Raw genomic sequence first — 14,927 nt, 5'->3', positions numbered from 1 at the left:
GCAGCGCTCGCCGAGGCATCCGTTCAGTGTTGGGCGGGCCGTGGGGAAGCGGCCCGCACCGGCCTCACTCGCAGGTGAACTTCGCGTCGCCCCACACGCCGTGGGCGCCGTTGATGCTGCCGGGCGCCTCGACGATCAGGTCGACGTACTGCACGCCGCTGAGGTCGACGTCGACCGACTCGGGCGCGAACCCGGGCGTGAACGTCCGCGACTGGTAGCGGTTCTCACCGTCGGCGTCGACCTTGAAGATCACGTTGCCGGCGAACCGCGCCTCGAGGCCCACCTCGGCCGTGAAGGCCGAGCACGCCCCGCCGACGTAGTACGTGATCTTCGAGAGCGCGTGCACCCCGAGGCCCTTCTCGTACGTCGGGTTCGCGCCCGTCGCCGGGTCGGTGTAGTTGATCGCCAGCGGAACGTCGGGCGAGCTCGCCGCGTCCTTGTTCGCGACGTCCTTGCCGATCACGCCCCAGCCGTTCGTGGCGCTCAGCCACGGCAGGTCGGAGGCGTAGACCGTGCCCGACGGGGGCGTCGGCAGCGGCTGGTCGACGACCTTCCAGTCGAAGATCTTCAGTCGCGACTCGGTCGGCAGCACGACGTAGGCGAGCTCCTTCGCGGGGTTGAGCCGCAGCACGTTCGAGTACACCTGGTACTTGTACGTCGGATACTCGTAGACGGCCGGGTTCGTCGCGCTGTTGCGCCCGAGCGAGGTGATCGCCACGCTCGCACCGCCGAGGCCCGAGGCCTGCGGCAGCCAGTTCGGGAAGAACACGCTCTGCTTCGACACGCTGCCGTCGGCGTAGTGCAGCTCGAGCTCGGGGTTCACCCCGCCGCCCGACGCAGCTGAGGCGAGGAGCGCGAGGTGCGTGCCCCGGCCCGAGAGCGCGATCGTCTGGCCGGCCGGCGAGACCGAGTCGGCCGCACCCGAGGGCGCCGGCCACGTGTACCCGATCGCCGCGTCGCCCGTGCCGACGGTGACCGTCGAGCCCGGCGTGACGCCCGCGCGGGCGAGCGCCTCGGCCGAGAAGCTCGCGCCGCCGCCGTCGAAGTTCGCGGCCTTCGCCGTCGCGATCTCGCTGATCGCGTCGGCGTTGTAGGCGCCCGCGAGCGAGCCGTAGGCGACGTAGATCTGGTTCGCTCCCGACACCGTCTGCGGCGAACGCTGCGACGTGTACGCCGCCTCGACGCCGACGGTCTGGCGGTCGGCCGCCGCGGCATCCGTCACCTCGAACACGAACTCGGCGCTCGCCGAGCCGCCCGCCTGCACGGTGCCGGCGCGGTCGCCCGTCGCGGAGACGAGCTCCCAGCCCTCGGGCGCGGCCGGCGTCAGCACGACGTCGTCCTTCGCCTTGGTTCCGGTGTTGCGGAACGTCGCCGTCACCGTGGTCTCGTCGCCCTGGAACACGCGATCGGCCAGGTCGACCGAGACCGATGCCGCCGAGGCATCCGCGTCGCGCCCGCCGACCGCGCTCGTCGCGGCCAGCACGACCTCGGCGCGCTCGCCGGAGGCGATCGGCGCGAGCTTCACGGTCACGACCCCGCCGGCGTCGGCGGCGTCGTAGAACCAGCCGGATGCCGCGGCCTCGAGCGCCTCGAGCGACGCGGCCTTCTTCAGGCCGGTGCCGTCGACCGCGACGTTCTGGGGCGCGGAGCCCGTGTGCGCCTCGATCACGTAGGGGCGGGCGCCGGCCTTGCCGTCGTAGTCGCCCTCGCGCTCGCCGATGCCGATCGTGACGGTGCCCTTCTTGCCGGGCTCCGGCGCGTCGACCGTGAACTCCTGGGTGCTCGACTCGCCGTCGGCGTAGCCGCGGGTCACCTTGTCGTCCTCGTAGAGCGCGAACTCGCTCTCGTCCTGCGGGTACACCGACAGGGTGATCGGCGAGTCCTCGGGCACGAACGAGGCGTTGCGGGCGACGACGCCCTGCGGCACGAGCGCGCCGGCGCGCACGAAGATCGGCAGCTTGTCGAGGGGTGCCGGGTGGCCGTTGATCACCTGGCCGCCCTCGTAGAGCTTGCCCGTCCAGTAGTCGACCCACTGCTCGCCCTCGGGCAGGTAGATGCCGTTGCGCACGGTCGTCTTCGTGAAGACGGGTGCGACGAGGTAGTCGCTGCCGAGCAGGAACTCGTTGTTGGCCTCGACGCTGTAGGCGCCCGGGTCCTTCGGGTACTCGAGCGCGAGCGACCGCATCATCGGCAGGCCGCTCCGGTGCGACTCGGCCGCGAGCGTGTAGATGTACGGCATGAGCTGCTGGCGAAGCTGCAGGTACGAGCGGTTGATCGCCGTCGCCTGCTCGCCGTAGAGCCACGGCCGCTTGTCGACCGAGGCCCAGCCGCTCATCGAGTAGAGCGCGGGCGCGAACGCCTTCCACTGCAGGTCGCGCACGTAGCTCTCGGCGGAGCCGCCGAAGATGCCGTCGACGTCGCCGGTCGTGAAGGGCAGGCCCGAGTTGCCGGCGCCCGTGAGCGCCGAGACCTGCCAGCGAACGGCGTCGAGGTTGCCCGAGTGGTCGCCCGTCCACTGCATGCCGCAGCGCTGCGCGCCCGCCCAGCCCTCGACCATGAGCGAGGTGCCGCGGGCGTCGGAGTACTGCTCGATGCCGTCGTGCGCGGCCTCGCAGCCGGTGAGCGCGAGCCGGTAGCCCGACCCGACCCAGGCGACGTCGAGCTTGCGCAGGCGGATGCCGGCCTCGCCGACCTCGTACTCCTGCTGCGTGAGCGAGCGCTGGGTCCAGAGGCCGGTCCTGAGGCCGGTCTCGGCCTCGATGGCGTCGACCGTCTCGGGCAGCTCCTGGTACTCGCAGCCGTAGCCGTCGTTGACGAGCATCCAGCCGCCGGGCATGTCGTGCTCGACGAAGTCCTTCGCGATCTCGAGCGCCTGCGGGGTCTTCAGCTTCGCCGGGTCCTTCGAACCCGAGTAGGTCGGGCTCGAGCGGTTGTAGCAGTCGGCGTCGCCGTACTCGAGGGCGTACACCGGGGGCATGATCGGCCGGCCGGTGAGCTTCGTGTAGCCGTCGAGCGCGTCCTCGTAGTCGCCCACGAAGTAGAACGCGTCGAACCGCTGCTCGGCGTGCGTCGTCGTGCCCGCCGCGAAGTCGTAGCTGCCGGCGGCGAACGTGTCGCGCAGCACGCCGTAGCCGTTCGACGACATGTAGTACGGCACCGCGTTCGGGTAGCCCTCGTCGTCCCAGTCGAAGTTCTTGGCGACGTTGATGGTCGCACCCGTGTGGATCGACCGGCCGTTCTGCATGCCGCCGCCGAGGAACTGCTCGCCCTCGACCGCCTCGAGGTGCTGGGTCGTCGAGCTGCGCCCGAAGGTGAGGGGCTCGGACTCGGACCAGACGGTCGAGCCGTCGGCGCGCTCGAGCGCGGTGCGCCCGGTGGCGCGGTCGATCTCGAGGGTCGCCTTCGCGGTCGCGATGGTGATCGTGTCGCCCTCGGTGACGGTCACGGATGCCTCGTCGAAGTCGTCCTCGCCGACGACGATGTTCGCCGTGCGGGCGGGGTCGCCCTGCGGGGTGTTCGCGGGGTCGGTGAACTCGCCGGTCGGGGTGGCCTCGAGGCGCAGGGTGCGCTCGTCGAGGAAGGTCGCCCTGAGCGCGCCGTGCTCGGCCTCGAGGGTGACGGTCGCGCCGTCCTGCTCGACGCCGGTGATCGCACCGAGCGTGGTGCCCGTGTCGTCGACGGGCACCTCGGGGTTCACCTTCTTCGGCGTGATCGGCGTCGGCTCGCTCGAGGCGGCCTCGGCAACGCTCGGTGTCGAGCCGGCCGCGAGCGCGAACGAGCCGAGGCCCGTCATCGCGACGAGGGCGGCGAGGCCGAGTGCGGTGAAGCGACGCGGCGGCCCGACGGGCCGGGTACACGGTTGCTGCATCATTGCTCGCAATCTCAAAGTGATGGATTGTGACGTTTACCGCCACCAAACGTTCATATAAGAGCACTTTGGAATCACCCCCGTCAAGGGGTCGCGCTCGTTCGGGACGATCGGCCGCCCGGCGGTCGGCGCGCCGCCTGCGATGATGTTCGGCATGCCGAGCTTCATCGATGCGCACGGGGTCGCCATCCACTACGAATCGTGGCGGGTGCCCGATGCGACCGCCGTCGTCCAGCTCGCGCACGGCGTGGGCGAGCACATCGGCAGGTACGGCGAGCTCGTCGGGGTGCTGAACGCGGCGGGCTACTCGGTCTGGGCCGACGACCACCGCGGGCACGGGCAGACCGGCTACGTGCAGCACGGCGGCGACCTCACCCGCATGGGGCGGCTCGGCCCGGGCGGCCTGCGTGCGGCGATCGATGCGGTCGAGCAGTTCACCGGCGTGATCCGCGAGCACGAGACATCCGACCTGCCGCTCGTCTACCTCGGGCAGTCCTGGGGGTCGTTCCTCGGGCAGATCATCATGAACCGGCACCCCGAGCGGTACGACGGCTTCGTGCTCACCGGTACCGCCTACCGCACGCTGTTCGACCTCCACTCGCCGAGCAACAGGCGCTTCGGGCACACCGGGCCGACACCGATGGAGTGGCTCAGCCGCGACCCCGAGGTGGCCCGGGCGTTCATGGCCGACCCGTACGCGACCGAGGTGCCGTTGCCGAAGCTGTTCGGACTGCCCGACACGCTCAGGCTGCTCGGCCGGCCCGCGCGCGGCCTCCCGCCCGAGCTGCCGCTGCTCATCATGAGCGGCACCGAGTGCGCCGTCGGCGGCGAGCGCAGCGTGCGTCGCCTCGCCGAGGCGTACGTCGAGCGGTCGGGCCTGCGCGACGTCGAGCTCATCGTGTACGAGGGTGCGCGGCACGAGCCCTTCAACGAGACCAACCGGGCCGAGGTCTTCGGCGACCTCGTGCGTTGGCTCGACGAGCGGTACGCGGTCGACTGATCGCAAAAATGAGCGAATGATCACCCCTGGTGATTGTTTCTGACCGAAAACATCGGACTATTGACAGACTCGATCAGCGCTGGCTAGCTTTCGGAGAGAACCCGAGACGCCCTACCACCGAGCTCGAGGAGGACACCGATGTCCAGATCGCCCCGCGCCGCACTCGCCGCCACTGTCGCGGTGGGTGCGCTCGCCTTCGTCGCCGCGCCCCTGCCGGCGAATGCCGCCGACTCCGCTGCCGGCGCCGACCCGCTCGCCGACCTCGCCCTCGTTCCACAACCGTCGCACGTCGCCGCGACGGGCGCGGATCCCGTCGAACTCGGCGCCGGCACCGTCATCAAGGTGCACCCGCTCGACGACGGCGCGGCGTCGGTCGGTGAGGGCTTCGCGGAACTGCTGAGGGATGCCACGGGCTACGCGGTCCCCGTCGGCCAGCGAGCCGCGGGCGCATCCCGGGGCGCGACGATCGAGCTCTCGACTCGCGGCGACGCCGCCCTCGGCGACGAGGGCTACACGATCCAGGCCGAGGGAACGCACGTGTCGCTCGAGGCGCACACCGCCGAGGGGCTGTTCCGCGGCGCGACCACGCTCCGGCAGTTGCTGCCGCCCGAGGTCGAATCGGCCGAGGCATCCGATGTCGCCTGGGCGATCCCGTCGGTCGACATCAGCGATGCGCCCCGCTACGACTACCGCGGCGCCATGCTCGACGTCGGTCGGCGGTTCTACCCCGTCGACGACGTGAAGCGCTTCATCGACCACATGGCGCTCTACAAGTACAACGCGCTCCACCTGCACCTCACCGACGACCAGGGCTGGCGCCTCACCGTCGATGCGCGCCCCGAGCTCACGCAGGTCGGCGCATCGACGCAGAGCGGATGGAAGCCCGGCACCGGCGGGCCCTGGTTCTACACCAAGGCCGACTACCAGGAGATCGTGAAGTACGCCGCCGACCACTTCATCGAGGTCGTGCCCGAGATCGACGGGCCGAGCCACGCGATGGCGGCCAAGGCGTCGATCCCCGAGATCAACTGCGACGGCAAGGCGGTCGCGCCGTACTCCGGCTTCGACGTCGGCCTGCCCACGATCTGCCTGACGCCCGAACGCCGCGAAGAGGTGCGCGCCTACCTGCAGGACGTGTTCACCGAGGCCGCGCAGCAGAGCTCCTCCGACATCGTGCACATCGGCGGCGACGAGGTGCCGTCGACCACGCAGGAGCAGATGGACTGGTACGTCGAGACCTCCGCCGAGGTGCTCGCCGAGCAGGGCAAGCGGGTCATGGGCTGGCACCAGATCGGCGCCTCGCCGCTGCCCGAGGGCTCCATCATGCAGTGGTGGGCCGACGCCGGCGACCAGGCCTCGATCGGCACGCCGAACGAGCGCCCCGACGTGCGGGAGCTCCGCAACGCGCTCGCGCAGGGCGCGACGGTCGTCGCCTCGCCCGCCGACCGCTCGTACCTCGACATGAAGTACGACGCGAGCGTGCCCTACGGGCTCAGCTGGGCCGGCCTCGTCGACCTCGAGCGCTCGTACGACTGGGACCCGATCTCGGTGACCTCGAGCACCGACGGCAGCGTCTCGCTCGCGACCGAGGAGCAGATCGAGGGCGTCGAGGCGGCGCTCTGGGCCGACCGCGCCTACTACGGCTCGACGAAGCTGCCGACGTCGCTCGACCAGTTCATCCCCGTGTCGCAGTACGCCGACTTCGTGAGCTTCCCGCGCATGCCGGCGATCGCCGAGGTCGGCTGGTCGGCGCCCGAGGTGCGCTCGTTCGACGACTTCGAACGCCGCATCGGGCAGCAGGCCCACCGCTGGGACGAGATGGGCATCGGCTACTACAAGGCGCCCGACGTGCCCTGGGAGGAGTAGGGGTCGTCGCCCCGCACGAGGCGCCGCCGGGACTCACCCGGTGGCGCCTCGTTCGAGTTCCGGCCCGTCGCGGGCCGAGGAGGGAGCGAGGCGAGCGCCTCGAAGCGCCGCCGACCGCCGCGGCTACATGCCCGCGTGCCAGGGCGGCACGTCGTAGCCCAGCAGTCGGATGCGGGGATGGTGCGCCGCGCGCGACTCCGTCGCCCAGGGGTAGACGATCGTCGTCACGTTGCAGTTGCCGAGCACGGGCAGCAGGTCGCGGTAGCCGTCGGGGTCCATGCCCGCGAGCTCGCAGAACAGCAGCCGGATGAGGGTCGCGTGCGCGACGATGAGCACCCGGCCGTCGGGGAACTCGGCTGCGAGCTCGTCGAACACGGGCAGCGCCCGGGCGATGCCGGCGCGGCCGGTCTCGCCGCCCGGGAACGGGTTCGACGCGGGCGCCTCGCAGAACGCCGCCCACTCGGCCGGGTACCGCTCGGTGAGCTCGTCGGGCGTGAGTCCCTCGGCGGCGCCGAAGTCGATCTCGACGAGCCGGGCGTCGGTGCGCACCGGCAGGCCGGTCGTCTCGCCGGCGGGCGCGGCCGAGCGCTGCGCGCGGCTGAGCGGCGAGGCGATGATCGCATCGAGCCGGGCGTCGACCGCCCACGCGCCGAGCGCCGCGGCCTGGCCGAGGCCGTGGCGCGTGAGCGCGACATCCGAGTTGCCCGCGTAGCGGTGTTCGGCGTGCCAGACGGTCTCGCCGTGCCGCGCCAGGAAGAACGTCGTCATGTCGCCAGCGTACGCAGGGTCCCGTCGGTCGAGTAGGCGCGCAGCGCCGTATCGAGACCACGTGACTTCTTCGGCCATCTGCGCTATCTTTTGAACATGTTCGAAAATGGCGAGCGGATGCCTCGCACCAAGGCCGAACGCACGCGGGCACTCATCCGCGACACCGCGGTGGCCTCGTTCCGCGCGCGGGGATTCGACGACACGACGTTGCGGCTGATCGCGCAGGAGGCCGGGGTCTCGCTCGGCAACGCGTACTACTACTTCCCGACCAAGAACCACCTCGTGCAGGAGCTCTACGTCGAGGTGCAGCGCGAGCACCGCGCGGTGGCCGAGCCGCTGTTGGCAGAGCACACCGATCTCGTCGAGCGGCTGGGTGTCGTCTACCGCACGGGGCTCGCGACGCTCGAGCCGTTCCACGCCTTCGCGCCCGGCTTCCTCAGCGCGGCGGTCTCGCCGAAGTCGCCGATCAACCCGCTCGCCGAGGACTCGACCGAGGCGCGCCAGCTCGCGGTCGGCCTCTTCACCGAGGCGGTCGCCGGCGCCAAGCACTCGTTGCCCGACGACCTCGCCCGTTCACTGCCCGAGGTGTTCTGGCTCGGCTACCTGCTGCTCGCGATGTTCTGGGTCTACGACACGTCGCCCGGCCGGGAGCGCACGCTGCGCCTGCTCGACCGCGGACTGAAGCTGCTCGCGCTCGCCCTCCCACTCGTGAAGCTGCCGCTGCTGCGCCGGCCGCTGCGCGAACTCGTCGAGCTCATCGCGGAGGTGCGCGCATGACCGCGCCGGCGCCCGGTGTGGCGGGTCGCTACGGCGCTCGGGTGCGCACGCCTGAGGCGCCGATGGCGTTCACATGGGGCGAGTTCGTGCGCGGGGCCGGGTGGGCGTGGTGGACCTTCCAGTGGATGTTCCCGCTGAGCTATCCGGTCATGCTCATCGTCATGGCGCTGTGGTCGCCGAACCCGTTCGAGTCGATGGCGAACGCGGTGAGCTGGGCGTTCCTCGGCATCCTGATGAGCGCCTTCTACGCACTTCCGTGGTCGATCGGCACCCTGGTTCTGATCGGCGGTCCGTCGGCATGGGTGCTCGGTCTCGCGTTCCGGCGCGTCGAGTCGTTCCGCGTGCATCTCGTCGCGTTCGCACTGCTCGGCGCATTGGTCGGTGCCGTCGTCGGGTGGATCGCGGGAACGAGCATGAGCATCGCCGCGTCGGCAGCGGCGTTCGCCATCGACGGCGCAATCGTGACCGGGGCGAGCGTCGCCTACGGCTGGCGGCGCACGGCAACGCGGGCACTCGCCGATGATGCCCTCTTCCTCGAGCAAGCGTCGGCCGAGGCGACTCGGGGATGACGGCGCCGAGCGTGGCAGCCCGCTCAGGCCGGCGACGCCGGGGCGGCACCGGCGGGCCATGCGGTCCGTACCGGGTGTGCACTTGTGGATTTGTGGACACCGATCGAGTGGATTTGTGGATTTGTGGCCGCCTTCCCGCGAGTGCACCCGGCGGTCGGCCTGACGCGGCGCGTCCGAGCCCGTGACGCTCCCGCGCTACTCGACCGACGGAACCCATCCGTAGGCTGTACCGCATGCACGGTGAATACAAGGTGCCCGGCGGCAAGCTCGTGATCGTCGACTTCGACGTGGTGAGCGGCGCGATCCGCAACCCGCGGGTCGCCGGCGACTTCTTCCTCGAACCCGACGAAGCGCTCGACGACATCAACGCCGCGCTCGAGGGCCTGCCCGCGGCTTCCGACGCGAAGCAGATCTCGGCCGCGATCGGCGCGCGCCTCCGCAAGGACGCCGTCATGCTGGGCTTCTCGGCCGACGCCGTCGCGGTCGCCGTGCGCCGCGCGCTCACCGAGGCGACGAGCTGGGCCGACTACGACTGGGAGGTCGTGCACGACCCCGCCGTGCCGCCGCGCCTGCACCTCGCGCTCGACGAGGTGCTCGCCACCCGCGTCGGCGAGGGCCGCCGCAAGCCGACCCTGCGCATCTGGGAGTGGGACGAATCGGCCGTCGTCATCGGCTCGTTCCAGTCGGTGAGGAACGAGGTCGACCCCGAGGGCGCCGAGCGCTACGGCTTCGACGTCGTGCGCCGCATCTCGGGCGGCGGCGCGATGATGATGGAGCAGGGCAACGTCGTCACCTACTCGCTCTACGTGCCTGCAGAGCTCGTGCAGGGCATGAGCTTCGCCGAGTCGTACGCCTACCTCGACGACTGGGTGCTGCAGGGCCTGCGCGCCCTCGGGATCGAGGCGACGTACCAGCCGCTCAACGACATCACGAGCCCGCTCGGCAAGATCGGCGGCGCCGCGCAGAAGCGCCTCGGCAACGGGGGAGTGCTGCACCACGTCACGATGGCGTACGACCTCGACAACGAGAAGATGCTCGAGGTCCTCCGCATCGGCCGCGAGAAGATCAGCGACAAGGGCATCGCCTCGGCGGCGAAGCGCGTCGACCCGCTGCGCTCGCAGACGGGGCTCAGCCGCGGCGCCATCATCGAGAGCCTCAAGCAGACGTTCGTCGCGCTCAACGGGGCGACGCCGGGCAGCGTGACCGCCGACGAGCTGGCCGAGGCCGAGGAGCTCGTCGAGACGAAGTTCGCGACGCGCGAGTGGCTCTACCGGGTGCCCTGACGGCCGCGCGTCGCGGCTGAGCGACGGCTCGCGAGGAAGGCTCAGGGTCACCCCGCTAGAATCGCCGGGTGGATTGGTGGATCTGGCTCGCGATCGCGCTCGGCGCGCTCGCCGTCATCGTCGTCGCCGTGCGGCTCGGCTGGATCGACCTCTCCGACAAGACCAAGAAGGGCAAGCCCTCGGGCAGCGCCGTCATGATGATCGGCGACGAGGTGTTCGCGCCGCGCAAGTACGAGGCGCAGGTCGAGATGGACCGGCAGAACCGCCTGCCCACGCCGGCGCCGACCCCCGACGGTGACAAGGGCATCGCCTTCGCCGACGACGAGGGGGATGCCGCGGGCGCGCCTCCGGCGCGGTCCGATCGCTTCAAGGGCTCGATCCGTCTCGACGTCTGAGGACGGTCGGTCGGTCGAGTGGCGAAGCGGATCGAGGCCACCGGGTCGAGCGGCCCGGCCTCGATACGGTGCTGCGCGCCTACTCGGCCGACGGGGTGGTCGGGCAGCCGAGTTCCGCCGCGACCGCCCGCATCGCCGCGGCCGCGGTCTCGACCGTCATGAGCGCGTTGCCGCCGACGATGTGCAGGCCGTACGCGTCTTCGAGGGCGACGAACGTCATCGCGAGCCGGTCGTCGTCGAGGTTCGGCGTGAAGACGCCGGCCGTGCGCCCCGCGGCCAGGATGCGACGGTACGTCTCGAGCTGGCGCAGGTAGAGCTTCTGCACGAGCTCGTCGTGCAGCGGCGAGTTGCCGGCGAGCACGTCGAACTCGTAGAGCAGGCTCATGAGCGCGTCATCGGGCCCGCTCGGCAGACCGCCGTCGATGGCGGCGGCGAGCTGCGCACGGGGGTCGTCGAGGCGGTCGACGACGGCATCGCGATCGTCGCAGAACCGCTCCACACCGGCAGCATGGGCCTCGACGAGCAGTGCGTCGAGGTCTTCGTAGTAGTAGAGGATCGCGCCCCGCGTGAGGCCGGCCTGGGCCGCGACATCCGTCAGCGACAGCGACCGCAGCCCGTGCATGCGCCCCGCGGCATACGTCGCCTCGATGAGGGCCGCGCGCCGGGCGTGCTGGTTGCGGGGTCGGGCCATGTTCTTGACACTAACCGATCGGCCTGTCATGCTCGGTGCATTCTTTGACACTTGAGTCAAATAATGCCTTGGTTCCCCCGACGAAGCGAGACCCCCATGTCATCACCCACTCCAGCGCCCGCCCTCGACACGGCCGCGACGACGACGCACGGCGCGCAGCTGTCGCGTTCGCTCGGCGTCGGCGGCAACGTGCTCATCACCCTCTCGGGCATCTCGCCCGCCTCGAGCGTGTTCATCCTCGGCGGCGCCGCGCTCGCCACCTACGGCACCGGCGTCTTCTGGGGCTTCGCCCTCGCCGGCGTCATCAGCCTGCTCGTCGCGCTGTGCTACGCCGAGCTCGGGTCGCGGCATCCCATCGCCGGCGGCGACTACTCGCTCGTGAACCGCGTGCTCGGGCCGGCAGCGGGCGCGGCCGTGTTCTTCATCAACCTCATCACGCTGCCGCTCATCGTGGCGATCTTCGCGCTCGGCGTCGCCGACTACCTCGGCGTCGCGATCGCGGGGCTCGACCCGTTGTGGACGGCGCTCATCGTGATCGTGCTCGCGACCGTGACGGCGTGCTTCAACATTCGCACGAACGCGTGGGTGACGGGTGCCTTCCTCTTCGTCGAGATGGCCGCGCTCGTGCTGCTCGCGGTGCTGGGGCTCATCAACGTCGAGCGCCCGATCACCGCGCTCTTCGACCCGCAGGTGCTCGACCCCGCGACGGGCGGACTCGCTCCGCTCGGCATCGCCGGGCTCGTGCTGGCGATCACGCAGGGCATCTTCTCGTACAACGGCTACGGCGGCGCGATCTACTTCGCCGAGGAGACCCGCAACGCCCGCCGCACCATCGCCCGCGCCGTGCTCTGGAGCGCGCTCATCACCGTGCTCGCCGAGCTCATCCCGCTGACCGCGATCCTGCTCGGTGCCGACTCGCTCGAGGACCTCTTCGGCGCGGCGCTGCCGGTCGAGACGTTCCTCGCCGAGAGCGCCGGCGATGCCGTCACGATCGTCGTGCTCGTGGCGATCGCACTCGCGATCGTGAACGCGATCATCGCGATCGCCCTGCAGTCGGGCCGCCTGCTCTTCGCCGCTGCCCGCGACCAGGCGATGCCGGCCGGGCTCGCCCGCCCGCTCGCGAAGGTGTCGCCGACGACGAAGATGCCGGTCGTCGCCACGATCGTCATGGGCGTGCTCGCCCTCGCGGCATGCTTCGTGCCCTTCGACGTGCTGCTCAACGCCACCGGATCGACGCTCGCGTTCAGCTACGGCTTCATCGCCCTCGCCGCGCTCGTCGTGCGCCGGCAGACGAACCGCGAGGCCGCCGCCGGGGCGTCGATGTCGGCGTACTTCCGCATGCCGCTCTGGCCGATCGCGCCGATCGTCGCCCTCGCCGCGATCGCGACGATCTTCGTGATCGGGATCCTCGACCCCGCGCAGTGGCTGAGCCTCGGCATCGCGGCGGGGATCATCGTCGCCGGGTTCCTCTACTACGCGCTGTACCTGCGCACGAACCCCGGCGCGGCACACCTGCTCGACGCCGACGAGGACGACGACCTCGCCTGAGGATCCCCACGGTCCGACGGGATCACGGCGGCCGGCCGCGTCGGCTCCGCGATCCCGTCGCCCGGGTCGGGGATGTCTCGGCCGGGAGCGCGACCACATGACCGCATGACCACACGGGACGAGTCCACGTGCCCACACGACCACACCGTCCGAGGAGCGAACGCACCGGCCGGGGACGCTTCTCGCAGGGCGTCCACACGTCCACATGTCCACAGCGTGCGCGTCGACAATTCCACACATCCACACGATCGATGCGCACATGTCCACAAATCCACAGCTCCGGCGGACCGAACGCCCCCGGAGTCCGGCGAACCGTGGCTGGTGGCTGCCCCATGTCATCGGCCACCGCATCACCGCATCACCGCATCACCGCTCCACCGCACACCGCTCCACCGCACACCGCAGAAAGCCCAGCACCATGACCCTCGACCTCCTCATCACCGGCGCACGCGTGCGCACCTTCGACCCCGCGCGGCCCTGGGCCGAGGCGATCGGCGTCACGGGCGACCGCATCGCCTACGTCGGCCCCGCGGCCGAGGCGCCCGCCGCGCGGCGCACGGTCGAGGCCGACGGCCGGCTCGTCACGCCCGGCGTGATCGACAGCCACAATCACCTGCTGCTCGGCTTCGACGACGATGCGGTCTCGCTCGAAGGGGCGCACACCCTCGACGAGGTGCGCCGGCGCATCGCCGGCTTCGCGGCCGCCCGCCCCGAGCTGCCGTGGATCTGCGCCGAGAACGCCGTGTACGCCGTCGTCGAGAACCGCCGGCCGAACGCGCGCGACCTGGCCGGCCTCGACCCGCACGGCCGGCCGATCTTCGTGACGACCTACGACCAGCACTCGGTGTGGCTCGACCGCCGCGCGCTCGAGGTGCTCGGCCTCGCCGACGGCGGCGAGATCGCCTGGGGCCGCGCCGAGCGCGACGCCGACGGCACGGCGACCGGATGGGTCACCGACTTCTACACGAGCGCGATGACCGTCGCGGGACTCGCGGCACTGCAGCGCGACATCCCGATGTACTCGCCCGAACGCCGGTACCGCAAGCTGCGGTCGAGCATGCGCATGGCGACCGCGCTCGGCATCACGACCGTCGTCGAGCCGCAGGTGCCGCTCGCCGAGCTTCCGCTCTTCGAGCGTGCGCTCGCCGAGGGCGTGCTGAGCTCCCGAGTGATCGCCGCGCTCTTCCACCCCGTCGGAGCCGACGGCGAGTTCCGGCGCACGCTCCGCGACACGATCGCGAACGCGGCCGAGAACCCGGATGACGCGGGCCTGCTGCGCCTCGGGCCCATCAAGCTCTACTCCGACGACGTGATCGAGCCGCACACCGCGCTCATGCTCGACGACTACGCGAACCGGCCCGGCCGGCGCGGACGCCCGAGCTACGCCGGCAACGGCGGGCGCGAGCTCGTCGACGTCGTCACCGAACTCGACCGGCTGGGCCTGCAGACCCACACGCACGCGACGGGCGACGCGGGCATCCGGCTGGCGCTCGACGCGATCGAGCACGCGCAACGGGTGAACGGCACGGTCGACCGGCGCCACGGCGTCGTGCACGTCGAGTGCCTGCACCCCGACGACCTGCCGCGCTTCGCGGAGCTGGGCGTCACCGCGGCGATGCAGCCGCGGCACTGCTCGCCCGACCTCGTCGCCGGCACGTGGATGGAGAACGTCGGCGAAGAGCGCTGGAGCCGTGCCTGGCGCTCCAGGAGCCTCCTCGACTCGGGCGCGACCGTCGCCTTCTCGAGCGACTGGCAGGTCGGCGAGATGGACCCGCTCGTCGGCGTCTTCTCGGCCGCGACCCGCGCGGCGCTCGACGGCACCGACGCCTGGACCGCGGGGGAGCGGGTCGGCTTCGACCGCTCGCTCGAGGCCTACACGGTGCACGGTGCGCGGGCCTGGCATCTCGAGGGGTCGCGCGGGCGACTCGCGGTGGGCATGGACGCCGACCTCGTCGTGTGGTCGGGCGACCTCTACGCGCACGAGCACGACCCAGCGGGCCTCCTCGCCGAGCACGCCGAGGTGACGCTGGTGGGCGGGCAGGTCGTGCACTCGCGCGGCGCCGTCGCCGACGTCGTCGGTTCGGCCGCGGCATCCGACCCCGCCGCGGGCCGCGAGATCGCCGACGCGCACGCGCACGAGCACGCCGGCTGACTTCGGCGGG

At 71.2% G+C, this 14,927-nt stretch carries 11 protein-coding genes; 8 read left to right on the top strand and 3 right to left on the bottom strand.

Going from position 1 to position 14,927, the window contains the following annotated elements; all coding sequences use genetic code 11:
* Positions 1-64: 64 nt before the first annotated feature.
* Positions 65-3,871 (bottom strand): NPCBM/NEW2 domain-containing protein, encoded by a 3,807-nt coding sequence (locus ACWGPE_RS12670; RefSeq protein ID WP_452048817.1) that lies wholly within the window; start codon positions 3,869-3,871, stop codon positions 65-67.
* A 151-nt stretch (positions 3,872-4,022) separates the two neighbouring features.
* On the opposite strand from ACWGPE_RS12670, the gene ACWGPE_RS12665 reads away from it, so the two are divergent.
* The gene (locus ACWGPE_RS12665; RefSeq protein ID WP_231428957.1) at positions 4,023-4,868 is read left to right on the top strand and encodes an alpha/beta fold hydrolase; all 846 of its coding nucleotides are present in this window, start codon (positions 4,023-4,025) and stop codon (positions 4,866-4,868) included.
* A gap of 138 nt (positions 4,869-5,006) precedes the next feature.
* The gene (locus ACWGPE_RS12660; RefSeq protein WP_275506072.1) at positions 5,007-6,734 is read left to right on the top strand and encodes a beta-N-acetylhexosaminidase; all 1,728 of its coding nucleotides are present in this window, start codon (positions 5,007-5,009) and stop codon (positions 6,732-6,734) included.
* 123 nt (positions 6,735-6,857) lie between these two features.
* Here ACWGPE_RS12660 and ACWGPE_RS12655 read toward each other — a convergent pair whose 3' ends face one another.
* The gene (locus ACWGPE_RS12655; protein WP_452048816.1) at positions 6,858-7,502 is read right to left on the bottom strand and encodes a histidine phosphatase family protein; all 645 of its coding nucleotides are present in this window, start codon (positions 7,500-7,502) and stop codon (positions 6,858-6,860) included.
* A 96-nt stretch (positions 7,503-7,598) separates the two neighbouring features.
* Between ACWGPE_RS12655 and ACWGPE_RS12650 the strand changes: the two genes are divergently transcribed.
* The 4 genes from ACWGPE_RS12650 to ACWGPE_RS12635 all read left to right on the top strand — a co-directional run bounded on the left by ACWGPE_RS12650 (position 7,599) and on the right by ACWGPE_RS12635 (position 10,526).
* Positions 7,599-8,279 carry a TetR family transcriptional regulator gene (locus ACWGPE_RS12650; protein ID WP_452048815.1) on the top strand — a complete coding sequence of 227 codons (681 nt, stop codon included), beginning with the start codon at positions 7,599-7,601 and terminating at the stop codon, positions 8,277-8,279.
* Entirely contained in the window at positions 8,276-8,848 is a 573-nt protein-coding gene (locus ACWGPE_RS12645; protein WP_452048814.1) for a hypothetical protein, read from the top strand. The genes ACWGPE_RS12650 and ACWGPE_RS12645 overlap by 4 nt, the downstream gene beginning before the upstream one ends.
* 233 nt (positions 8,849-9,081) lie before the next feature.
* The gene (locus tag ACWGPE_RS12640; RefSeq protein ID WP_275506076.1) at positions 9,082-10,131 is read left to right on the top strand and encodes a lipoate--protein ligase family protein; all 1,050 of its coding nucleotides are present in this window, start codon (positions 9,082-9,084) and stop codon (positions 10,129-10,131) included.
* A gap of 68 nt (positions 10,132-10,199) precedes the next feature.
* Positions 10,200-10,526, top strand: coding sequence for a hypothetical protein (locus tag ACWGPE_RS12635; protein ID WP_275506077.1), 327 nt, complete (start codon positions 10,200-10,202; stop codon positions 10,524-10,526).
* 79 nt (positions 10,527-10,605) lie between these two features.
* On the opposite strand, the gene ACWGPE_RS12630 is transcribed toward ACWGPE_RS12635, so the two are convergent.
* On the bottom strand, positions 10,606-11,217 hold the full coding sequence (locus tag ACWGPE_RS12630) for a TetR/AcrR family transcriptional regulator (RefSeq protein ID WP_231428952.1): 612 nt from the start codon (positions 11,215-11,217) through the stop codon (positions 10,606-10,608).
* 96 nt (positions 11,218-11,313) lie between these two features.
* Here ACWGPE_RS12630 and ACWGPE_RS12625 point away from each other — a divergent pair, with 96 nt between their 5' ends.
* Both ACWGPE_RS12625 and ACWGPE_RS12620 read left to right on the top strand, forming a co-directional pair.
* A complete protein-coding gene (locus tag ACWGPE_RS12625) occupies positions 11,314-12,765 on the top strand; it encodes an APC family permease (protein ID WP_231428951.1) in 1,452 nt (483 codons plus the stop codon).
* Between the two features lie 418 nt (positions 12,766-13,183).
* Positions 13,184-14,917, top strand: a complete 1,734-nt coding sequence (locus ACWGPE_RS12620) for an amidohydrolase (RefSeq protein ID WP_452048813.1) — start codon at positions 13,184-13,186, stop codon at positions 14,915-14,917.
* Positions 14,918-14,927: the final 10 nt, after the last annotated feature.

The organism is Agromyces sp. NPDC055658 (assembly GCF_053618155.1).
This window is presented reverse-complemented; position numbering and strand designations above follow the sequence as displayed.